General features: G+C 60.3%; 23 protein-coding genes and 1 riboswitch. Of the genes, 7 read left to right on the forward strand and 16 right to left on the reverse strand.

Features of this window, described 5'->3' with window-relative positions:
• Window positions 1-8: 8 nt before the first annotated feature.
• Window positions 9-1,022, reverse strand: a complete 1,014-nt coding sequence (locus ACIPIZ_RS06540) for an ABC transporter substrate-binding protein (protein WP_064392993.1) — start codon at window positions 1,020-1,022, stop codon at window positions 9-11.
• Window positions 1,023-1,165: 143 nt separating this feature from the next.
• Window positions 1,166-1,360: riboswitch (cobalamin riboswitch) on the reverse strand.
• 42 nt (window positions 1,361-1,402) lie between these two features.
• On the reverse strand, window positions 1,403-2,338 hold the full coding sequence (locus ACIPIZ_RS06545) for a Ppx/GppA family phosphatase (RefSeq protein WP_401164615.1): 936 nt from the start codon (window positions 2,336-2,338) through the stop codon (window positions 1,403-1,405).
• Between the two features lie 8 nt (window positions 2,339-2,346).
• Here ACIPIZ_RS06545 and ACIPIZ_RS06550 point away from each other — a divergent pair, with 8 nt between their 5' ends.
• Window positions 2,347-2,625, forward strand: coding sequence for a hypothetical protein (locus tag ACIPIZ_RS06550; protein ID WP_146117521.1), 279 nt, complete (start codon window positions 2,347-2,349; stop codon window positions 2,623-2,625).
• 65 nt (window positions 2,626-2,690) lie between these two features.
• Here the strand turns inward: ACIPIZ_RS06550 and phnX are convergent, their stop codons facing one another.
• The 7 genes from phnX to phnD all read right to left on the reverse strand — a co-directional run bounded on the left by phnX (window position 2,691) and on the right by phnD (window position 9,577).
• Complete coding sequence (gene phnX, locus ACIPIZ_RS06555) at window positions 2,691-3,518, reverse strand: phosphonoacetaldehyde hydrolase (RefSeq protein WP_064392991.1); 828 nt, start codon at window positions 3,516-3,518, stop codon at window positions 2,691-2,693.
• Between the two features lie 74 nt (window positions 3,519-3,592).
• Entirely contained in the window at window positions 3,593-4,462 is an 870-nt protein-coding gene (locus ACIPIZ_RS06560; protein ID WP_064392990.1) for a LysR substrate-binding domain-containing protein, read from the reverse strand.
• Window positions 4,463-4,472: 10 nt separating this feature from the next.
• The gene (locus ACIPIZ_RS06565; protein WP_110720946.1) at window positions 4,473-5,768 is read right to left on the reverse strand and encodes an MFS transporter; all 1,296 of its coding nucleotides are present in this window, start codon (window positions 5,766-5,768) and stop codon (window positions 4,473-4,475) included.
• A gap of 131 nt (window positions 5,769-5,899) precedes the next feature.
• A complete protein-coding gene (psrA, locus tag ACIPIZ_RS06570; protein ID WP_401164618.1) occupies window positions 5,900-6,991 on the reverse strand; it encodes an iron-containing alcohol dehydrogenase PsrA in 1,092 nt (363 codons plus the stop codon).
• Between the two features lie 110 nt (window positions 6,992-7,101).
• On the reverse strand, window positions 7,102-7,920 hold the full coding sequence (gene phnE, locus ACIPIZ_RS06575; protein ID WP_105705032.1) for a phosphonate ABC transporter, permease protein PhnE: 819 nt from the start codon (window positions 7,918-7,920) through the stop codon (window positions 7,102-7,104).
• A 2-nt stretch (window positions 7,921-7,922) separates the two neighbouring features.
• Window positions 7,923-8,714: a phosphonate ABC transporter ATP-binding protein gene (phnC, locus tag ACIPIZ_RS06580; RefSeq protein WP_401164619.1), complete on the reverse strand. Its 792-nt coding sequence runs from the start codon at window positions 8,712-8,714 to the stop codon at window positions 7,923-7,925.
• Entirely contained in the window at window positions 8,711-9,577 is an 867-nt protein-coding gene (gene phnD, locus ACIPIZ_RS06585; protein ID WP_105705033.1) for a phosphonate ABC transporter substrate-binding protein, read from the reverse strand. The genes phnC and phnD overlap by 4 nt, the downstream gene beginning before the upstream one ends.
• A 109-nt stretch (window positions 9,578-9,686) precedes the next feature.
• Here phnD and ACIPIZ_RS06590 point away from each other — a divergent pair, with 109 nt between their 5' ends.
• The 3 genes from ACIPIZ_RS06590 to map all read left to right on the forward strand — a co-directional run bounded on the left by ACIPIZ_RS06590 (window position 9,687) and on the right by map (window position 11,624).
• A complete protein-coding gene (locus ACIPIZ_RS06590; protein ID WP_253484445.1) occupies window positions 9,687-10,544 on the forward strand; it encodes a LysR substrate-binding domain-containing protein in 858 nt (285 codons plus the stop codon).
• 64 nt (window positions 10,545-10,608) lie between these two features.
• Entirely contained in the window at window positions 10,609-10,836 is a 228-nt protein-coding gene (locus tag ACIPIZ_RS06595; RefSeq protein ID WP_007918027.1) for a ParD-like family protein, read from the forward strand.
• Window positions 10,833-11,624, forward strand: coding sequence for a type I methionyl aminopeptidase (gene map / locus ACIPIZ_RS06600; RefSeq protein ID WP_122854178.1), 792 nt, complete (start codon window positions 10,833-10,835; stop codon window positions 11,622-11,624). The genes ACIPIZ_RS06595 and map overlap by 4 nt, the downstream gene beginning before the upstream one ends.
• 210 nt (window positions 11,625-11,834) lie before the next feature.
• Here map and ACIPIZ_RS06605 read toward each other — a convergent pair whose 3' ends face one another.
• Window positions 11,835-12,728, reverse strand: coding sequence for an alpha/beta fold hydrolase (locus tag ACIPIZ_RS06605; RefSeq protein ID WP_322846892.1), 894 nt, complete (start codon window positions 12,726-12,728; stop codon window positions 11,835-11,837).
• A gap of 31 nt (window positions 12,729-12,759) precedes the next feature.
• Complete coding sequence (locus tag ACIPIZ_RS06610; RefSeq protein WP_064392982.1) at window positions 12,760-13,557, reverse strand: crotonase/enoyl-CoA hydratase family protein; 798 nt, start codon at window positions 13,555-13,557, stop codon at window positions 12,760-12,762.
• Between the two features lie 149 nt (window positions 13,558-13,706).
• Here ACIPIZ_RS06610 and ACIPIZ_RS06615 point away from each other — a divergent pair, with 149 nt between their 5' ends.
• Entirely contained in the window at window positions 13,707-14,282 is a 576-nt protein-coding gene (locus ACIPIZ_RS06615) for a TetR/AcrR family transcriptional regulator (protein WP_038368069.1), read from the forward strand.
• Between the two features lie 82 nt (window positions 14,283-14,364).
• The gene (locus tag ACIPIZ_RS06620) at window positions 14,365-15,090 is read left to right on the forward strand and encodes a transporter substrate-binding domain-containing protein (protein ID WP_122660897.1); all 726 of its coding nucleotides are present in this window, start codon (window positions 14,365-14,367) and stop codon (window positions 15,088-15,090) included.
• A gap of 280 nt (window positions 15,091-15,370) precedes the next feature.
• Here the strand turns inward: ACIPIZ_RS06620 and ACIPIZ_RS06625 are convergent, their stop codons facing one another.
• From ACIPIZ_RS06625 to ribBA, 5 genes are all read right to left on the reverse strand, one after another.
• On the reverse strand, window positions 15,371-16,525 hold the full coding sequence (locus tag ACIPIZ_RS06625) for an ABC transporter ATP-binding protein (protein WP_134173701.1): 1,155 nt from the start codon (window positions 16,523-16,525) through the stop codon (window positions 15,371-15,373).
• Window positions 16,526-16,542: 17 nt separating this feature from the next.
• Window positions 16,543-17,352, reverse strand: coding sequence for an ABC transporter permease (locus ACIPIZ_RS06630; RefSeq protein WP_007918021.1), 810 nt, complete (start codon window positions 17,350-17,352; stop codon window positions 16,543-16,545).
• A gap of 6 nt (window positions 17,353-17,358) precedes the next feature.
• On the reverse strand, window positions 17,359-18,306 hold the full coding sequence (locus ACIPIZ_RS06635; RefSeq protein WP_401164793.1) for an ABC transporter permease: 948 nt from the start codon (window positions 18,304-18,306) through the stop codon (window positions 17,359-17,361).
• Entirely contained in the window at window positions 18,303-19,328 is a 1,026-nt protein-coding gene (locus tag ACIPIZ_RS06640; protein ID WP_064392978.1) for an ABC transporter substrate-binding protein, read from the reverse strand. The genes ACIPIZ_RS06635 and ACIPIZ_RS06640 overlap by 4 nt, the downstream gene beginning before the upstream one ends.
• Window positions 19,329-19,648: 320 nt before the next feature.
• Window positions 19,649-20,758 (reverse strand): bifunctional 3,4-dihydroxy-2-butanone-4-phosphate synthase/GTP cyclohydrolase II, encoded by a 1,110-nt coding sequence (ribBA, locus tag ACIPIZ_RS06645; RefSeq protein WP_122660895.1) that lies wholly within the window; start codon window positions 20,756-20,758, stop codon window positions 19,649-19,651.
• Window positions 20,759-20,826: 68 nt separating this feature from the next.
• On the opposite strand from ribBA, the gene ACIPIZ_RS06650 reads away from it, so the two are divergent.
• Window positions 20,827-21,123: a DUF1330 domain-containing protein gene (locus ACIPIZ_RS06650; protein ID WP_401164622.1), complete on the forward strand. Its 297-nt coding sequence runs from the start codon at window positions 20,827-20,829 to the stop codon at window positions 21,121-21,123.
• Window positions 21,124-21,185 lie beyond the last annotated feature (62 nt).

Consider the following 21,185-nt stretch of genomic DNA (forward strand, 5'->3'; position numbering starts at 1 on the left):
GCTGGCACTCATTGCGACAGGTCATAGCCGTTGATGGCCGTGGCCAGTTGCTCGATGCCGTCGAACATGCGCAGGCTGGCCTGCATGGCCATGGCGTCGAGAATGATGATGCGGTTGTGTTTCACCGCGTCCATGTTGCGCGTCACCGGGTCGCTGCGCAGGAAGGCAAGTTTCTTTTCATAGTCGTCGGCGGGAAAGCGTCGACGATCCATGCGCGCGATGACCAGGAAGGTCGGGTTGGCCTTGGCGATGGTTTCCCAGCCAACCGTTGGCCACTCTTCATCGGACTCCACCACGTTGCGCACGCCGAGGGTGCTGAGCATGAAATCGGGAATGCCTTTGTGCCCGGCCACAAACGGCTCGATGTCCATTTCGGCGCTGGAGAACCAGACCAGTGCGCTGGCGTCCTTGAGCTGTTTGCCCTGGGCGGTGGCGATGGATTTGGCGAGGCTGGCCTTGAGCTGATCATTGAGCTGCTGCCCGCGATCCTGCACATCAAAGATTTGCGCCAGTTGGCTCACGCTTTTGTAAATCGTATCGATGCGAAACGGTGCCAGCCGCGTGCCGTCGGCGCCAACGAGGTTGTCCTTGGCTTCGCAATCGGAGGGCAGCAGGTACGTCGGAATCTTCAATTCATGAAACTGCTCGCGGGTGCCGACCGCGCCTTGCGGGCCGACCATCCATTCCAGCTCCACGGCGACCAGTTCCGGGCGCTTGCCGATGACCGCTTCAAAACTCGGTTCGTTATCGGCCAGACGCTCGATCTTGTCGTCCTGCGGCTTGTACTTGGCCAGCACATTGTTGAACCACAGCGAGGTGCCGACGACTTTGTCGCCCAGGCCCATGGCGTAGAGCATTTCCGTGCCGGCCTGGCCGATGGTCACGGTGCGCGTCGGTGCGTGTTGGAAGGTCAGGGTGCTGCCGCAGTTCTCGACCGTCAGCGGATACACCGTCGGGGCCGCCTGCGCCAAGGCGCCAAGGGTCAGGCCGGTGATGAGGGTGGCGATGCGGGGCAGCAGCATGGGGCAGTCTCCGAGGGAACCGTACGGGGAGCGGGAGAGTACGGTCTGGAAACACACCATCGAACGCGGTCAGGAAAACAGCGCAAGGCCGGTCATCAAACAAAGACGCGCACGGCACGATGTCCTTCCCGGACACCCCGCCGGTTAGTAGTCACTGTGCCGGCAGGTCTCCTGACTGATGCGTCATCGCCTGGCTCCGGCCTTCCCGGGATTCACCCAGTGGCAGTCGTGGAGCAGGCTCGGCACCTACAGTTGCGGGGGCAGTTCCGATCAGTGCTGAGCAAGCACCTCGGATTCCCTATTATTCCCGTTCGGGAACCGGCGGCGGCATGGTAGTCGATCGAGCCGCTGAAGGGGAGACGAATCTGCCGTGGCGAGGATTAGTGTTGGCTCATCAAACCGTGCAGCACGCCTAAACGCAGGCCCGGTTCGGAGGGCACCATCTGCGCAATGCCGAACACTTTGAAGGCCGCCAGCATCAACACCAGCCCACCAGGCAGAATGCTTTGGCGATGGGGTTGCAGGCCGGCGAGCTTGAGCTGGTGCACGTTGTTCACTTTCAGCAAAAGCAGCGACAGGCGCAGCAGCCCGCCGTAGGTGATGCCGTCCTGACCGAAGTCGTTGAGACGATTGGCCTTGAGCACTTTGGCGAGCATGCGTGCGGTGCCGGAGGAACCGATGGTCTGCTGCCAGCCCTGAGCACGGTAGCGTCGTGCAACTCTTTCAAACTGCAGGATGGCGAAGCGTTCGGCTTCCTGTAGCGCGCCGGCGGACAGATCACCGCCGCGAAAGAACCGCGTGCTCAGCGTGCCGCTGCCGATGGCGATGCTTTCGGTGAGCAACGGCTGTGAACCCTGGCCGAGGATCAGCTCGGTGGAGCCGCCACCGATGTCGACCACCAGGCGCATGTCTGCGGCGCTCGGCAAGGCGTGAGTCACGCCGGCATAGACCAGCCGCGCCTCTTCATGGCCGCAAATGACATCGATGGGAAAGCCCAGATGCCGTTCGGCACTGGCCAGAAACAGTTGCGCGTTATCGGCCTCGCGTACGGCGCTGGTCGCCACCGCACGAACCCGGCCGGCCTCGAAACCGCGCAGTTTTTTACCGAACCGCGCCAACGCCTGCCAGCCACGATCCAGTGCCAACGCATCCAGCACGCCGCCGTCAAAACCCTCGGCCAGACGCACCGGTTCGCGCAAGGTTTTCACTTCCTGAATCTGCAAGCCCTTTCGACAGCGCACCGATTGGCCGATCATCAGGCGAAAGGCATTCGAACCCAGGTCGATGGCGGCAAACAGCGAGGCGTCGTCTTTCATGGGAATCCTTGCAGAGCATCCGTCGCGAGGCTCAAGACGGTTTGCGAGGATTCTGCCGTGATCTTGATGACATCCTGATGACGGGGCAGGGGCGGTTGAATGAATTTTCGGCTGTCATGACACTGTCATTATCCGGCGTCTATGCTGAGGCCAATACATCGCGTGTTCTTAAAGTTTTTGCTGCCGGTTTTGGCAGCTTTTTTTTGCCCGCGATTTGGCAATGCCGCGAACTGATCGTTCCCACGCTCCGCGTGGTAATGCCTCTAGGGACGCTCCGCGTCCAGTGACGCGGAGCGTCACGGGCTGCATTCCCACGCGGAGCGTGGGAACGATCAGGGGTAAGGGGGATGCGTCAGCAGGCTTGCGGGGTTTCGCCGCGCGCCAGGCGTGCGTTGATGTCGTCGATGACCTCAGGCAGTTCGGCGATGGTTTCGATCAGGTAGTGCGGACGTGAAGGCGCGAACATCTTGCCGATCCGCGCACGTTCCTCTGCCAGTCGATCCGACGGCAACGCCTTGTATTGCTCATAGGTCAGGCCCAGTGCGTTGCCGGAACAGGTCAACGCCACCGTCCACATACCGGCGGCGCGCCCTTCGAGAATCCCCGGCCAGGTGTCGTCGACCTTGACGCAAGCTGCCACGTCATCGATGCCCAAGGCAATCACGTTAGCCAATGCCTGCGCCGGATATGGCCGGCCATTCGGCACCTCATCGGTGGCGACGACATGATCAGCGACGTAGCCATTTTCCCGCGCCAGTTCGACGACCTTGGCCATCACCACCGCCGGATAACCGGAGCACGAGCCGATTTTCAAACCTTTGTTGCGCAACGCCGCAATGGCTTCGAGTGCGCCCGGGATCAACGCCGAATGCAGGGCGATTTTCTCGATTTGCAACGGCATGAAGCGCTCGTAGATCGCCGTCACATCGTCATCGCTCGGCAAGCGGTCGAACGCCGCACGATAACGCTCGGCAATCTGCGGCAGGTTGCACAGGGTGCGGATGTGATCCCACTTGCCCATGCCCATCGGCCCGCGCGCTTCTTCCAGCGACACGGCGACGCCGAACTCGGCAAAGGCCTCGACGAATATCTGCGTCGGTGCAAACGAGCCGAAATCGACAACGGTGCCGGCCCAGTCGAGGATCGCGGCTTGCAGGTGAGTCGGTTGTTGGTACTGCATGGTCAATCTCCGTTTTCAGGTAAGCGTGGACCGTCCCTCGGTGATGAGGTAGGCGGTTCAAGGGTCAGTGCTGATCAGGTCAGCGGTGGATTCGCATCAAACAGTTCGGCAATTACTGGCCGGTTCCTGCGGATACCGAGGCAGCACAGGTGGTATTCGATAAAGAACGGGTGGCCGACAAAGGTGATCGGGGTGGTGCCGGGTGTTTCGGCGTACTCGACGGCCGAGACAAACCCGATGCCGATGCCCTTGACGATGGCGTGCACGATGGCTTCGCGGCTGTTGAGTTGCATGACGCAATTGAGCTCGATGTCGAGGCGCTTGCAGCTTTCTTCCACCAGTTGGCGGGTGCGCGCACTTTGCTCGCGCATCACCCATTTTTCGCGGCTGATTTCGTTGATGTGTACCTGCGCCTGACTGGCCCACGGATGGTCATCGCGCACCACAGCGATGATCGGATAACGGTGATACAGCCGCGTATGGAAGCGCTCATCGAATTCCGAAAGCGCCAGAATCGCCACGTCGATGTCGAAGTTGAACAGCCGCGCCAGGGTGTCCTTTTCCGAAGAAAACGAGGTTTCCAGTTCGATATCCGGGTGGCGCTGCATCAGCTCATACGTCAGGTTCATCGCAATCGGCGGCGACACTGCGCCGAGGCGCAACATGCCGGTCTTGCGCTGCTTGAAACTCTGCAACAGCTGCACGGCCTCATCCTCCTGACCGAACAGGCCTTGGGTGATGGCGTAGAGCTTGTGTCCGGCTGCACTCATCTCGATGTAGCGTCCACGCCGATGGAACAGCTCGACCGAGAAGGTGTTTTCCAGCGCGTTGACCTGCTCGCTGACGGTCGGCTGACCGACGCTGAGAAACTCGGCAGCAAGGGTAAAACTGCCGGTCTTGGCCACCGCATGGAACGAACGCAACCACTTGTGATACTGGTACATGCAAGCCCCGTCAGCGTCGAATGAACAAGGCCACTGCCGCGCTGCACAGGCAGGCGCTGGTGACCACTATGAAGATGAGAGACGTGTTTGCCGTGGTGTCAAGCAGACGCCCGATCAGTGGCTCGGCCAATCCGGCGAACAGGTAGGACGAAAAATTCATGATCCCGGTCGCCGTACCGGCGCGTTTGGCACCGACCAGATCCGGGCACAGTGCCCAGAAACTCGACGCCGGGCCATAAACGAAGAAGCCACAAAGGAACAACGCCACCAGGCCGATCACGCTGTGCGGCGGCAGGCTCCACATCCACAGGCTGGTCGCGGCGCCGAGGAACATGTAGAGCATGATCGCCAGATACCGCTTGGAGCCGAACAACTTGTCCGACACCCAGCCGTTGCTCAGTGCACCGACTGCCATGCCGACGGGGAGGGCGACGGTGATCCATTTCGGATCGATCATGCCGTCACCGCTTTTCCAGTCAGCGCCGAGAAAGTGCACCGGTACCCAAACGATCAAGCCGTAGCGCGCCGCGTTTTGAAAGCCCAGTGACAGCGCGGCGATCAGCAGCCGGGGATTTTTCAGCACGGCTTTATAGCGTTGAGCCGAGGACTCGACTTCGCCATGCGCGGCTTCCTGATGTTTGTCGTCGGCGTTGGCCACGCCAGTATCACCTACCGGTTCGAAGCCCAGATCCTGCGGCCGTTCGCGGGCAACCAGATAGAAAATGATCCCGCCGGCGAGCATCAGCAGCACCGGCAAACGGAAGATCCAGCGCCATTCCAGTTGCAGCACTTCGAGCACGACGATGGAGGTGACGTACGACAGAATCGACGCGCAACCGGCGGCGAAAGTGTAGAAACCATAGACCTTGCCGCGCTCGCCCGCCGCCCACCAATTCGCAATCAACCGACCGCCCGGCGCCCAGCCCAAGGCCTGAAAGTAGCCGTTGACGCCCCACGGCAGGATCAAACTGGTGAAACCGCCGGCAAAACTGGTCACCCAGTTCGCCGCGCAGGACAGCACTGCGCCGAGGGTCATGATGCGCCGGCCACCGAACTTGTCGGCGAGGTTGCCGTTGATTGCCTGACCAATCGCGTAGGCCCAGAGCATCGCCGCAGAGGCCCAGCCGAGGGTTTCCTTGCTCAAACCGAACTCGGCCTGAATCCCCGGAATGGCAAAACCGAAGGTCTGCCGACCGGTGTAGAAAAACAGGTAACAGAACATCGCCGCCAGCAGCATGCGCCACTGGGCGACCCGGAACGAGGCAGAACGGACGGCGAGACCAGGCATTGTTTCGGCACGATTCATGATCTTTTCCTTATTGTTGTGGGTTCCCGCCGTTTGTCGTCGGCGGGTGCACTCTTTTTTGGTGCGGCAGGAAATCACCGCGGCGTTGTACGCCGCCGGCTGTGCTTGGGTCGTTCAGGTTGCGGGCGAGGTCAGGCGGCTTGTGAACCGATGAAGTTCTTGCCGCGCGCGCCCTGCATCGCGAGGTGGATGATGTCTTCGGCGTCCTTGGCCGAGACGCCGTAATCGGCAAACTCGGTCTTCACCCCGAGGCTGTGCAGGAACTCGCGCAATTGCTGTTGCGCAGTGAGCAGATCTTCGCCGAATACCCGTTGCAGGACGCGGTCACGTGTTGCGTCATGACCCCAAGCCAAGCCGAGCACCAACGGCAGGGTGAAAGAGCAGGCGATGCCGTGGGGCAAGCCGTGGCGCAAGGTCATCTCATAGGAAATCGAATGCGCCAGCGCGGTTTTGGTGTTGGAAAACGCCAGCCCGGCCTTGAGTGCGGCCAGTGCCATGCGCGTGCGCAACTCTTGGCTCGACAGGTCTTTGTGCAAACGGGGCAGGCATTCGAGAATGTCCTCAATCGCAGAAATGGCGAAAGTGTCGGAGACCGGGTTGGCGTTGACGTTCCAGATCGCTTCCAGCGCGTGGGACAACGCATCGAGACCGGTGGACACGGTGACGCTGGCCGGCACGGTGAGCATCAATTGCGGATCAATAATCGCCACGCGCGGCCAGGTGCAATCCAGGTGCAGCGAGTATTTCTTCTGGCTGGCGCTGTCCCAGATCGTCGCCCACGGCGTGACTTCGCTGCCGGTGCCGGCGGTGGTCGGCGCGGCGATCAACTGTTTGCAGCGTGCCGGGGTGAACGGTTTGCCGGCCGCCAGCAGCGCCAACAGTTCATCGAAATGCCCGGATTCGGTGCCGACGATCAACGCTTTGGCGGTGTCGATGGCGCTGCCGCCACCCACGGCGAGTACCACGTCACATTCGCCGGCGTGCTGCCAGAAATGCTCGTAAGTGCTGCGCAGATGGCCGACGTCGGGGTTGGGCTGGACGTCTTCGACAATGTAGATCAGACGTTCGCCGAGCAAGCGTTGCAAACGGTCCACCAAGCCCAGCCCTCGGGCTTCAGGGAAGGTTACGAGGGCGACGCGCTGTTGCTCGGTGATGGCGGCGAGGTCTTGCAGGCTGCCCCAGCCGAAGCGGGTATCGACGGGGTTCTGAAAACGGGCAGTCATGGTGGATCCTTCTTGTTGTTGTCGTGTGGCCACATACTCGATGGCGGTCGACAACGGTACAAATCGATAAATCGCAGGTTTGAATCGGCTCAGCCGATAGCCGCTTTGCGCTAGCGCGCCGAACCGCTCTGGATAGCCGCGCGCAGGCGACTGGAGATGGCGTCGGCGACGATCACCATGAAGGTGATAACGATGATGCAGGTCGCGGTTTCCTGATATTTGAACAACTTCAGACTGCTCACCAGTTCGAAACCCAAGCCACCAGCGCCGACCATGCCGAGCACCGTGGCCGAGCGCAGGTTGACCTCGAAGCGGTACAGAATCACGGCAATCCACGCGGTGATGACTTGCGGCAAAACGCCAAACACGATCACCTGTAGCGGCCGGGCACCGGTCGCTTGCAGCGCTTCAATCGGGCCTTGGTCGATCTCTTCGATGCTCTCGGCGAAGAACTTGCCGAGCATGCCCAGGCCATGCAGCGCCAATGCCAATACACCGGGGAACGGGCCGAGGCCGACCGCCGAGACAAAGATCAGCGCGAGGATCAGTTCGTTGATGCTGCGGGTGAAATTCAGCGCCTGACGCGTGGTGTGAAACAGCCAACGATTGCGGCTCAGATTACGCGCCGCGAGAAACGACAGCGGAATCGCCAGCAACACGCCGAGCAGGGTGCCCCAAATGGCGATCTGCAAGGTTTCCACCGCTGGCGCGACCAGACGCGGAAGAATGCTCAGGTCCGGTGGGAAGGTGCGTGAAAGGAAATCACCGATTTGCGGCAATCCCGCTGCAAGTTCTCCGAGACTGAGTTGAGCACCTTGCGCGCTCCAGTTCAGTGTCCACAGCACAATCAGGACGACGGCGCCCGTAGTCAGCCAACTGCGCGGGCCACGCGGACGATCGCCGACCCACTGATAGTTTTGCGATTGCATGTTCAGGCCCTCGAGGCAGCGCGGTAGGACAGGGTGGGCGTCGGGATGTCAGCGGAGAACTCTGTGGATTGCCCCGGATAGATTCGCGCCAGATCCGCTTCGGTCATGCTCGACGCTTGGCCATCGAACACCAGACTGCCGTGAGCGAGGCCGACCACGCGGTCGCCAAACTCGCGGGCGTATTCGACCTGATGCAGATTGCACAGCACGGTGATGCCCAGTTCGCGGGTGGCATCGCGCAGGTACTGCAACATCAGTCGCGCGGTTTTCGGGTCGAGGCTGGCGATCGGCTCATCGGCCAGAATCACCTGCGGCCGCTGCGCCAAGGCGCGGGCAATGCCGACGCGCTGCTTCTGCCCGCCGGACAGCGAATCGGTGCGCTCACCAGCCTTGTGCGCCAGTTCGACGCGCTCCAGGCATTGCATTGCCAGCGCCACATCGTCACGGCGAAACAGTTGCAGAATCGAGGCGAGGGTGCCGACGGAACCGAGGCGCCCGGTCAGCACATTCTTCAATACGCTCAGGCGCGGCACGACGTTGTGGTGCTGAAAAATCATCGCGACTTCACGGCGCAAAACGCTGGTATCAGGGCAGGCGAGGGCGTCGATGCCGGCCACGTTCAACGTGCCGCTGTCGGCCTGCGCCAAGCGATTGATGCAACGCAGCAAAGTCGATTTGCCGGCGCCCGACTGACCGAGCACCACGACGAATTCGCCCGCAGCGACGTCAAGGTCGATGCCGCGCAACACCGGGTTGCTGCCGTAATGCTTGGTCAATTGACGGATGCTGATCATTTCATGCTCCGCAAATCGAGATCGAGCACCTTGGCGGTTTCGCGTACCACGTCATAGGACGCGTCGGTGGTGGGCTGGAAGCCATTGAGCACGCCCTGATCACCCCACGGCACGTCCTTGATCGAAGCCAGCGCGTCGGCGATTTTCTTCTTCAGTTGCGGATCGAGCGCCTTGCGCCAGACCATCGGCGATTCGGGGATCGGCCTGGAACTCCAGACAATTTCGAAGTCATCCTGCTTGACCACACCTTTGGCCACGGCGCTGGCAAAGATGCGGTCAGCCACGGCGGCGGCGTCGACTTTCTTGTTCTCGACCGCGAGGATACTGGCGTCGTGGGAACCGGAGAAAATCACCCGTTTGAACAGCGTGTCCGGGGCGAACCCTGCCTGCTCCAATCCTGCTTTCGGGAACAGATGACCGGATGCCGAACTCGGGTCGACGAACGCGAATGTATGGCCCTTGAGGTCGGCCAGCGAATGAATGCCGCTGTCCTTGCGTGCCAGAATCACGCTTTTGTAAGCGCTCTGGCCGGTCTTCTTGGTCACCGCCACCGAGAACGCTTCGACGTCCGCCACCGAGGTCGCCAGCACGTAGGAGAACGGCCCGAGGTACGCGACGTCGAGTTTGCCCGAGCGCAGCGCTTCGATGATGCCGTTGTAGTCGGTGGCCACGAACGGCACCACCGGCATGCCGATTTTGGCTTGCAGATCGTCGAGCACTTGTTTGCTCGATTCGATCATCGCTTGGGAGTCTTCCGAAGGGATCAGGCCAATGGTCAGTTTGTCCTTGGCCCAGACCTGGCTGGCACTCAAGGCAAGTACGGCAAGGCTGGCGGCACGCAGAAACTGGTTAATTGTTTTCATGGCATTCCACGGTGTGGTTGGGAGTTGCCACAGGCTAGGTCTGTCACGTGACAGTCATTCAATCAATTCAATATGGGAAACGGCAGTTAACTATTGATGGAGTCTATGGATGTCGAGCGCTAAGTTGCGGGCCTTTCTCGCCGTCGCCCGCCACGGCAGTTTCAGTGCCGGGGCGCGGGCGTCAGGCTTGAGCCAACCGACCCTGACCACTCAGGTGCAGGCCTTGGAACGTCAGCACAATGTTGAGCTTTTCCACCGGCGTGGGCGGCGGATCGAGTTGTCGGATGTGGGTCGGCAACTGCTGCCTATCGCTCAGCGCATCGCCCTGCTGGAACTGGAAGCGCATAACCTGATGCGTGATTCCGGGCGGCTCGACAGCGGCCAGCTCAAGGTCGGTGCGGTGGGGCCGTTTCATGTGATCGAGATGGTCGACAGTTATTTGCAACAGCATCCGAACATCGACGTGTCGATCCGCGTCGGCAACTCGGCGCAAGTGTTGTCGGATCTGGAAAATTACGTGACAGATATCGCCGTGTTGGCTGGGCGTCAGGATGATCCGGCGTTGAGTTCAGTGCGTTATGCGCGGCACGCAATCATCTTGTTTGCGCACCATGAGCATCCGCTGGCCAATCGTGGCAGCGTGCGGCTGGAGGCACTGGAAGGGCAGCGTTTGCTGCAACGCGAACCCGGCTCGACCACGCGGCTGGTACTGGAACAGGCGCTGATTGCCGCGCAGGTCAAACCGCGCATTGCCATGGAAATCGGCAGTCGTGAGGCGTTGCGGGAAGCGGTGGTGCGTGGGTTGGGGTTGGGTGTGGTGTCGGAAGCGGAGTTTATTGCTGACCCCAAAATACGCACGATCAGAATCGAAGGCGAGGAGCTGTTTACGGAAACGTATTTGTATTGTCTGGCCGAGCGGCGTTCCAGTCGGCTCATCTCATCGTTTTTCGACGCGGCGCTGGGTTAATTTGCAATTTCGCATAAGGCTTGGCTAATATACGTTCCATATACACATCGTATCGGATCCATATATGGGCATCGTAAAGATTTCAGAGGACATGCACGAGAACCTGCGTATCTCCAGCAACGCCCTCAGCCGCTCGATCAACGCGCAGGCCGAGCACTGGATGCGCATCGGCATGCTCGCCGAACTGCATCCCAACCTCGACCACAGCGCCATTTGCCGCTTGCTGATCCGCGCCGAACAGAACGGCGGGCTGGATCTGCAACAACTGACTCAGGAAGCCGTCAGCGCATGAGAAACCAGATCAAGATCAACACCCCGGCCGACATCGCGCAATCTCGCGCTGCCGGCAAACTCGCCGCTGAAGTGCTGGCGATGCTAGTGCCACACGTCAAGGCGGGCGTCACCACTGATCAGCTCGATCAACTGTGCAACGACTACATCGTCAACGTGCAGAAAGCCGTGCCGGCCAACGTCGGCTATCACGGTTTTCCGAAAACCGTCTGCGCCTCGGTCAATGATGTGGTCTGTCACGGCATTCCGTCGGGCACGCCGTTGAAGGATGGCGACATCGTCAACCTCGACATCGCGGTGATCAAGGACGGCTGGTTCGGCGACACCAGCCGCATGTACGTGGTCGGTGAGGCAACACCCGAGGCGCAGCATCTGATCAAGACTACCTATGACGCCATGTGCGCGGGGATTCGCGTGGTCAAGCCGGGCGCCACCTTGGGCGATATCGGCCACGCGATCCAGACGTTGGCGGAAAAGGAAGGCTTCAGCGTCGTGCGTGAGTATTGCGGGCACGGGATCGGCAAGGTCTATCACGATGAGCCGCAAATCCTGCATTACGGCTTTCCCGATCAGGGCATGAAGCTCAAGGCCGGGATGATTTTTACCGTGGAGCCGATGCTCAATGCCGGTAAACGTCATGTGAAAAACATGCCGGATGGCTGGACGGTGCTGACCAAGGATGGCTCGTTGTCAGCGCAGTGGGAGCATATGGTGGCGGTGACGGAGACGGGCTTCGAAATCCTCACCGCCTGGCCCGACGACATCGAAGGCTATTCCCCGATCACCTAAACACCATAAACCCTCTGTGGGAGCTCGCTCGCGAAGACGCCGTGTCAGTCAACATCAACATTGAATGACACAGCGCATTCGCGAGCAGGCTCGCTCCCACAGTTGGAATGCACTCCTGTAGGAGCTGTCGAGTGAAACGAGGCTGCGATCTGTTGATCTTGTTTTTAACAGCAAGATCAACAGATCGCAGCCTGCGGCAGCTCCTACAAGTTATGTGGTGTGTGCAGGGGCGCTTTGCAGCCAATCAAGCACCTCATCCCACAACGGCTGTGCGCTTTCGCGGAAGTAACCCATGTGCCCGTACGGTTTGCTGCCCAGTGGCGGCTGCAGATCCAGCAATGTCAGCGGTGCATTCACCATGGCTTTGACAAACGCATCGCGCGAACGCGGTGGCGCCCACGGATCATCGACCGACGTGGCGAAAACGCATGGCGTTGTGACCTCGGCGTAGAGCGCATGCAGATGGCTCATCTGGGGGTCGTCGAAGTAGTAGTGGGGGAATTTGCACCAGCGTTTCCAGTCGTTGTAAACGCCCAGCGGCAAATCATCGCCCATGCCCAGCATGCTCCAGGCCATGTAGCCTTTGCGGGCGACAATCACCGGCAGCACAAACGTCCACATCAGACGGATTTTCCAGGCCTCGGTTCGGGACATCCAGCCGCTCCACCCCGCGCCACTGCCCAGGGTGTAGCAAGCTGTCAGGGCGGGGTGATTGGGCAACAGACCAATCGCGTGACCACCAAACGAATGGCCGACCCAATACAACGGCAACGCTTCCTGGCTTAGCAGGTCCACTGCCGCCGCCAGATCCTGATAAGCCCAATCCAGATAAGACATCTCAAAGCCTTTGAGGGAAGCCGGCTTCGATTCACCGATGCCCCGGTAATCGAGGGTCAGGACATTGAAGCCCTGACGCGCTGCATGCTCGGCAAAGCGCCGATAAAAACGCTGTTGCACCCCGGTGGCGCCGGCCATGATCAGGTTGCCTTTGACCGCGCCCGGCGCGCTGTAGCGCTTGGCTGACAACGGATAACCATCGCGGGCAATGAGGGCGATGTCCTGTCTCTGGATCGATTCGGTGAAGGCTGCGGCCATGGTGTTCATGAAATTGTTCCGAGTGAGTTGAGCAAAGCCTTCAGCGACCTTTGAACTGCGGTTCGCGCTTTTGCATCATCGCCATGACGCCTTCGCGGACATCCTCGGTTTTGATCAGGGCCAGCAGTTGTTCATCAAGCTTCGACAGTGCCACATCGTCTCCCTGATCCTGCGCCAGAAACGCCGATTGCAGCGTCGCCTGAATCGCCAGAGGCGCAGCCTTGGCAATGCATTCGGCGTATTCGATGGCGCGTGCCAGAGTCTGGCCGGGTGCGACCACTTCGGTCAGCAGGCGCATGTGCAGGGCGGCAGTGGCATCGAACTCTTCCCCCGTGAGCATGTAGCGCATGGCGGCGGTCCAGCCCGCTGCGCGGGTGAAGCGCACGGTGGAACCGCCGGCGGGTGAGATCCCGCGCAACACTTCCAGATGAGCGAAACGGGCATTGGTGGCGGCAATGCTGATGTCGGCGTTGAGCATCAATTCGATGCCCGCCGTCCAGCAAATGCCTTCAATGGCAACCACCACCGGTTTACGCCTGCGCGGTTTGGAAACGCCCCATGGGTCGATGCCTTCTTCAGGATACTTGAAGGCGCCTGACACCAGTTTTGGCGTCAGTTCCATCAAGTCCAGACCCGCAGTGAAGTGCTCGCCATGGGCGAACAGCACGGCGCAGCGCAGTTCGTCATTGCGCTCATACTCGCCGATGGCCAATGCCAGGTCCGTCAGCATTGCACTGTCGAATGCGTTGCGTTTGCCGGCGCGATCCAGACCGATCAAAAACAACTGACCGCGTTGTTCGCGGGTGACTCGGCCGGGGCCACTGTTGGCTTCGTTCATCTCTGCTCTCCCTGATTTTTTGTCGGCGGCCAGTTACTGACCATCCGTTCGGTAAATAGAAACTAAACGAACAGTTGGTAACCGTCAAATTGAGAAGGGCAGGCTTATGTCATAGAATCACCGCCAGTTATCCGGATCAGGAAATACTCGTGCGACCGTTGAAAATCCCCCGTGAAGAGCTGCTTCTGCGGTGCGCCAATACCTTCAAGCGCCTTGGCTATCATGGCACCACCATGGACGTGCTTGCGTCCGCTTGCGGCTTTACCAAGGCTTCGTTCTATCACCACTATCCGAACAAGGAGGCCTTGCTGCGTGACGTGCTCGACTGGACGCATCAGGTCATCAACCAGACCTTGTTTGCCGTGGCCTTCGACGAAAAACTCACGCCACAAGAACGCCTGAGCAAAATGGGCCGCAAGGCTGCGCGGCTGTTTCAGGATGACTCGATTGGTTGCCTGATGGGCGTGGTGGCGGTCGATGCGGCGTACGGTAAAAGTGAATTGCTGGAGCCGATTCGCGGTTTTTTCGATGCATGGGCCAAGGCGTTTGCGCATTTGCTGGAAGGCGAGGTCGATGAGGGACAAGCCTTGCTGACCGCTCGACAATGGGTGGCGGATTACGAGGGGGCGATTCTGCTGGCGCGGGTCTATGGTGACGCGGCTTACATTGATGCGGTGACGCGTCGGGCGCTGGAACATTTGAGTGCCTGTCAGGCACCGACATAAGGCTTACCCGCTGGGTGTTGTGTCCTCGACAGTTGTCAGTCACGACACACACTGATTTCTTATCCAATCAGGGAGCAACACGATGAGTGTAATCACCCCGGCCGTGATGGCCGATCTCGCGCCCGACGGCGTGCTGCATGCCGCCATCAACTTCGGTAACCCGGTGCTGGCGCAGCGCAGAGCAGATGGTGCGCCGCAAGGTGTTTCGGTGGCTTTGGCGATCGCGCTGGCTGCCGAGCTGGGTGTCGAACTGGAGATGCGCACCTTTGATGCGGCGGGCAAGGTCTTCGCGGCGTTGGAAGAGGGCGTATGGAATCTGGCATTCCTCGCCATCGAGCCGGTGCGTGAGGCGCAGATTGCGTTCAGCGAGCCGTACGTGATCATTGAAGGGACTTATCTGGTCGAGGCGCAGGCCTCGTATCGCAACGTCGAGGATCTCGATCAGCCAGGATTGCGACTGGCCGTTGGCAAAGGCGCAGCCTACGACCTGTTCCTCAGTCGCACGCTGCAGCACGCACAATTGGAGCGTGCCGAAACCTCGGCGGGTGCCGTTGACCTGTTTATCGAGCAACACCTGGATGCCGCCGCCGGTGTCCGTCAGCCATTGCAGAAAGTCGCGGATGCCGACGCGCGTTACCGCGTGCTGGACGGCGCGTTCACGGCGATTCGCCAGGCCATGGCGGTGCCCCGTGGGCGGGAGGCAGGCGCAGCGTATGTGCGGGCGTTCGTCGAGCGCAAGAAGGCTGAAGGGTTTGTCGCTGCAGCGCTGGCCGAGAGTGGGCAGGGCGATGTGACGGTCGCGCCTTGAGAGCAAAAAAAAGAGCCACCGCAGCCCGACGCTGGGGTGGCCCTGAGGGGGACATTCTTGAAATGACGGCAGACCCTGTGGGAGCGAGCTTGCTCGCGAATGCGGTGTGTCATTCAACATTGCTGGTGACTGACACGGCCCCTTCGCGAGCAAGCTCGCTCCCACATTTGCAATGCATTCCTGTAGGAGCTGTCGAGTGAAACGAGGCTGCGATCTTTTGATCTTGTTTTTAACGGCAAGATCAAAAGATCGCAGCCTGCGGCAGCTCCTACAGGGGATTTCAGTGAGAACCGGCGGCTTTGTTGAGGTCGCTTTCGGTCCATTCGGTGTAGACGCAAGCATCAGCGGTGGCCCAGCGTACCTGCACCGGATCCCCGGCCTTGAGCGGCATGCCGGCAGCGGACAAGGCCTTGACTGTCATCGAAGTCCCGCCCGAAGTGACCACGCTGCACGTCTGGCTCTCACCCAGAAACAACACTTCCACAACCTTCGCTGATACCTCATTCCAACCCGACGGCAGCGGTTCGCTGATTGCTTGCGCCACGCTCAACGCCAGTGCCTTTTCCGGCCGCACCATCAGCAAAACATCCTGATCGGTGTGCAACCCAGCGGTCAGGCGAATCGACAATGACTGTCCTTCAAACGAAGCCGCCGCATTACCCTGCGCCTTGAGCTTGAGGAAGTTCGAGTTGCCCAGAAACGACGCCACAAACGCATTCGGCGGATTCTGATAAAGGTCGTAACCGCTGCCCAATCCCACAATCTTGCCGTGACTGAAAATCGCGATGCGTTGCGACAAGCGCATGGCTTCTTCCTGGTCGTGGGTCACGTAAACAATGGTGATGCCCAGACGGCGATGCAGTTGGCGCAGTTCGTCTTGCAAATCCTCGCGCAGTTTTTTATCCAGCGCACCGAGCGGTTCGTCCATCAGCAAAATGCGTGGTTCGTAAACCAGCGCCCGGGCGATGGCGACACGTTGTTGCTGGCCGCCAGACAGTTGCGAAGGGCGGCGATGCGCGAACTGCTCAAGCTGCACCAGTTTCAGCATCGCATCGACGCGTTTGTCGCGCTCAGCCGCTGCGAGTTTGCGAATCGCCAAAGGAAAAGCAATGTTGTCGCGCACCGACAGATGCGGGAACAGCGAATAGCGCTGGAACACCATGCCGATGTCACGCTTGTGCGGCGGCACATTCACCAGCGATTGACCGTTGACGAGGATCTCGCCGCTGCTCGGCGTTTCAAACCCGGCGAGCATCGATAGTGTGGTGCTTTTGCCCGAGCCGCTGGAGCCGAGGAAGGTGAGGAATTCACCGTCCTTGATGTCCAGCGAGATGTTGTCGACGGCGGCAAAGTCGCCGTAGTGTTTGTTCAGGTTGCGCAGGCTGACCAGGGGTTTGTCGTTCTGCTGGGAAGCGTCTTTGATCACGGCACTCATGTCGTACTCCTGGGCGCTCAGGCGCTGATTTCGTTGCGCCGGCGCAATGCGGCGGCGATCACCATGACTAGAACAGACAAGCCGATCAGCAACGTCGAAGCGACGGCGATCACCGGTGTCAGGTCCTGGCGCAGGGTGGTCCACATTTTCACGGGAAGGGTTTGCAGGGTGGGGCTGGCCATCATCACGCTGAGCACCACTTCGTCCCACGAAACGAGGAAGGCGAAGAGGGCGCCGGCGACCATGCCCGGACGGATCGCCGGGAAGGTCACCTTGAACACCGCTTGCAGGCGCGAGGCACCGCAGATCACCGCCGCGTCTTCAATCGACTGATCGAACAGCTTCAGCGAGTTGATGATCGAGATGATGGTGAACGGCAACGCGACAATCACATGGCTGACCACGAAGGCGAACATGGTCCCGGTGTAACCGAGCTTGAGGAACAGCGCGTACACCGCCACGGCGATGATCACCAACGGCACAATCATCGGCAGGGTGAACAGACCGTAGAGCATTTCCCGGCCGGGAAAACGTCCGCGCACCAGCGCAAACGCCGTCGGCAAACCGAGAGCCACGGCGCAGATCGTGGTCAGTACAGCGACCTTGAGGCTGGCCGCTGCAGCGTTCATCCAGTCGGGATTGGAGAAGAACTGGCCGTACCATTTCAGCGTCCAGCCCGGCGGCGGAAACACCAGCCACTGCGAAGAGCCGAACGACAGCAGCACGATAAACACGATCGGCAACAGCAGGAACAGACCGATCAGCCCGGTGGTGGCATACAAGCCGAAGCGCATGCGCCGGCTCATCGCATTGGGGGTCAGGAGCATGTCGGCTTACCTCGCGTTACTGGCGCCAACCGGGGATTCCGGCTGAAGCTTCAGGTAGAAGTAGAACAGCACCAAAGTGATCGCGATCAGCAACGCGGCGCCGGCACTGGCCAGGCCCCAGTTGAGGAACGATTGCACCTGCTGAATGATGAACTCCGGCAGCATCATGTTCTGCGCCCCGCCGAGCAGCGCCGGGGTGACGTAGTAACCGAGCGACATGACGAACACCATCAAGCCACCGGAGGCCAGACCCGGCCGACACAGCGGCAGGAACACCCGGAAGAAGTTGGTCCACGGACTGGCGCCGCAGATCGAACCGGCCTGCAGAATCATCGGGTCAATGGCCTGCATGGTTGCCTGCAACGGCAGGACGATGAACGGGATCATGATGTAACTCATGCCGATCACCACGCCGGTGAGGTTATGGACCATTTCCAGCGGCTGATCGATGATGCCCATCGCCATCAGAGCCTTGTTGATCACGCCCGACGCTTGCAGCAAAACCAGCCATGAATAGGTGCGGGCGAGCAGGCTGGTCCACATCGACAGCAGCACGATGTTGAGGATCCAGCGCCCCCAGCCGCGCGGCACCAGGGTGATCGCCCAGGCCAGCGGAAAGCCCAGCAGCAAGCTGAACAGTGTCACCAGCCCGGCCACCGAAAAGGTGTTGAGCAGCACTCGCGCATAAGCAGAGTTGGCGAAAAGTTGTTCATAGTTGCCGAGGCCCGGGGTCGGTTCGAGCACGCCGCGCAACAGCAGGCCAATCAACGGCGCGAGAAAGAACAGGCCGATGAACAGCAGCGCTGGTACGAGGTTGCCGGCGCCGCGCCAGCGTTGTTTGAGGGACGGGGCTTGCTGCATCGCAACCGCCTGGGTTCCGTGGGCCGAGCCGGCAGCGCAGGTCGCGCTCCCGGTGGCAGTGGAGGGACGGGACGCGGTGGCCGCCATTTTCATTTGACCAGCCATTCGTTCCACCGTGTCGCGATGGCCTGGCCGTTTTTGGCCCAGTACGCGAAATCTAGAGTGATCTGATCCTTAGCGTAGGCAGTCGGCAGGTTGGGGGCCAGCGTCGAATCCAGACGCTCCACACTGTCGAGGTTGACCGGGGCGTAGGCGGTCAGGTTGGAGAAGTCGGCCTGGCCCTTGGCGCTGCTGGCGGCGGCGAGAAACTTCATCGCCGCGTCCTTGTTTTTCGAGCCTTTTGGAATCACCAGAATGTCGGCCATGACCAGGTTCTGTTTCCAGCTCACACCGACCGGTGCGCCGTCTTCTTGCAGGGCATGAATGCGGCCGTTCCAGAACTGGCCCATGCTCGCTTCACCGGACGCCAGCAGTTGCTGCGACTGCGCGCCGCCGCCCCACCAGACGATGTCTTTCTTGATGGTGTCGAGTTTCTTGAAGGCGCGATCCAGATCCAGCGGGTAGAGCTTGTCGGCGGCCACGCCGTCGGCCAGCAGCGCCAATTCGAGCACGCCGGGGCTTGGCCATTTGTACAGGGCGCGTTTGCCGGGCCAGGTTTTGGTGTCGAACAGGGCGCTCCAGTCCTGCGGTTTGTTGGCGCCGAGTTTGCCCTCGTTGTAGCCGAGGACGAAGGAGAAGAAGAACGAGCCGACACCGTGATCGCTAACGAATCGCGGGTCGATCTTGTCGCGCTGGATGACTTTGAAATCGAGGGGTTCGAGCAGGCCTTCAGCGGCGGCGCGCAGGGCAAAGTCGGCTTCGACATCGACCACGTCCCACTGAACGTTGCCGCTCTCGACCATGGCTTTCAGTTTGCCGTAGTCGGTCGGGCCATCCTGCACGACGGTGATGCCGCTGGCCTTGCTGAACGGATCGGCCCAGGCCTGTTTCTGCGCGTCCTGGGTGCTTCCGCCCCAGCTGACGAAGTTCACGCTTTCGGCAGCCATTGCAGCCTGGCCGGTGACGCTGAGCAGTCCCGCAAAAAAGATCGCGGTTGCAGCTTTGTTCAACACCATGTTCACGCCCTCATTGTTGTGTTTTTGAGCGGGCTTGCGTTGTTGCCCGCCTATCGGGAGCAGTAGATGGACGTTCGTTGGAGTGTCCGGTCTATGGAATATCATATTATGGTATTCCAAACTTTGTGCAAGCACTTTGCCTTACCGGTTATCTGGCGGCTGTCCTTTTTCGTGGTTCGAAGAAATGGATCTGAAATGCAAACCCCCTGTAGGAGTGAGCCTGCTCGCGATAGCGGTGTGACATTCAGCAATAATGTTGACTGACACACCGCTATCGCGAGCAGGCTCACTCCTACATTTGGATTTGTGTTCGTCGTGGGTTATTCGGTGAAGGGGATGCTCTCGACCACTTCCAGGTCATACCCGGTCAACCCGGCGTATTTGAGTGGCGGCCCAAGATGCCGCAGCTTACCCACCCCCAGATTCTGCAAAATCTGCGCCCCAGTCCCCACCTCCGAATAAATCCGCGATTGCGAACGGCTGAACTGCCGTGGCGGCTGGGTCAATTGCGGTACGCGCTCCAGCAACGCCTGCGAAGACTCATGATTGGCCAGCACCACAACAACCCCATGCCCCTCAGCCGCGACCCGTTGCAGCGCCGCCCACAGCGTCCAGTTGCTCGGCCCGCTGTACTCGGCGCCGACCAGATCACGCAGTGGATCGATCACGTGCACGCGCACCAGCGTCGGCTCTTCACGGCGCAGATCGCCCATGACCATCGCCATGTGCACGCCGCCCTCGATGCGATCCTCAAAGGTGATCAAGCGGAACGTGCCATGCACCGTCGGCAGCTCGCGTTCGCCAATCCGCTCGATGGTGTGCTCGGTGCTCAGGCGATAGTGGATCAGGTCGGCGATGGTGCCGATCTTGATCCCGTGCTTGCGCGCGAACACTTCCAGATCCGGGCGACGGGCCATGGTGCCGTCGTCGTTCATCACCTCGACAATCACCGAGGCCGGGGTAAAACCGGCCAATCGAGCCAGATCACAACCGGCTTCGGTATGCCCAGCACGCGTCAGCACGCCACCTTCCTTGGCGCGTAGCGGAAAGATATGGCCCGGCTGCACCAGGTCTTCAGCGCGAGCATTTGGCGCGACGGCGGCGGCCACGGTGCAGGCGCGATCAGCCGCCGAGATGCCGGTGGTCACGCCAACCGCCGCTTCAATCGACACGGTGAACGCGGTGCTGAACACGCTGCCATTGGCCGGCACCATTTGCTCCAGGCCCAGACGCTGGCAGTGGGCGTCGGTGAGCGTCAGGCAAATCAGCCCGCGCGCTTCACGGGCCATGAAGCTGATCGCCTCAGGCGTGCAACGGTCGGCGGCCAGCAACAGGTCTCCTTCGTTTTCGCGGTCTTCGTCATCGACCAGCAAAACCATTTTGCCGAGGCGATAATCTTCGATGATTTCTTCAATGCTGTTGAAGGCCATGCTGGACTCTCAGGGTTCGTTGGAAATATATTGGTATACCATAATACAAAATCAACAAAGAGGTCACTATGAAGGCGTACTGGATTGCTCATGTGGATATAGCCGATGCCGATCACTACAGCCAATACACCCAGCGCGCGCCGGCAGCCTTCGCCGCGTTTGGCGCGAAGTTTCTGGCAAGAGGCGGGCGCAGCGAGGCGATGGAAGGGCGCGAGACGCCGCAACGCAGCGTGGTGATTGAATTCGACAGTTATGAGCAGGCGGTGGCGTGCTATCGCTCGGCGGCGTATCAGGAAGCGAAAAGTTATCGCGAGGAATGGGCGAGGGCGGAGATCATCATCGTCGAAGGTATCGCCCCAGCTTAAGCAACACCACAAACCCCGCGTATTGATCGTTCCCACGCTCCGCGTGGGAATGCAGCCCGGGA

Source organism: Pseudomonas sp. NPDC087690 (assembly GCF_044743175.1).
Classification (GTDB): Bacteria; Pseudomonadota; Gammaproteobacteria; order Pseudomonadales; family Pseudomonadaceae; genus Aquipseudomonas.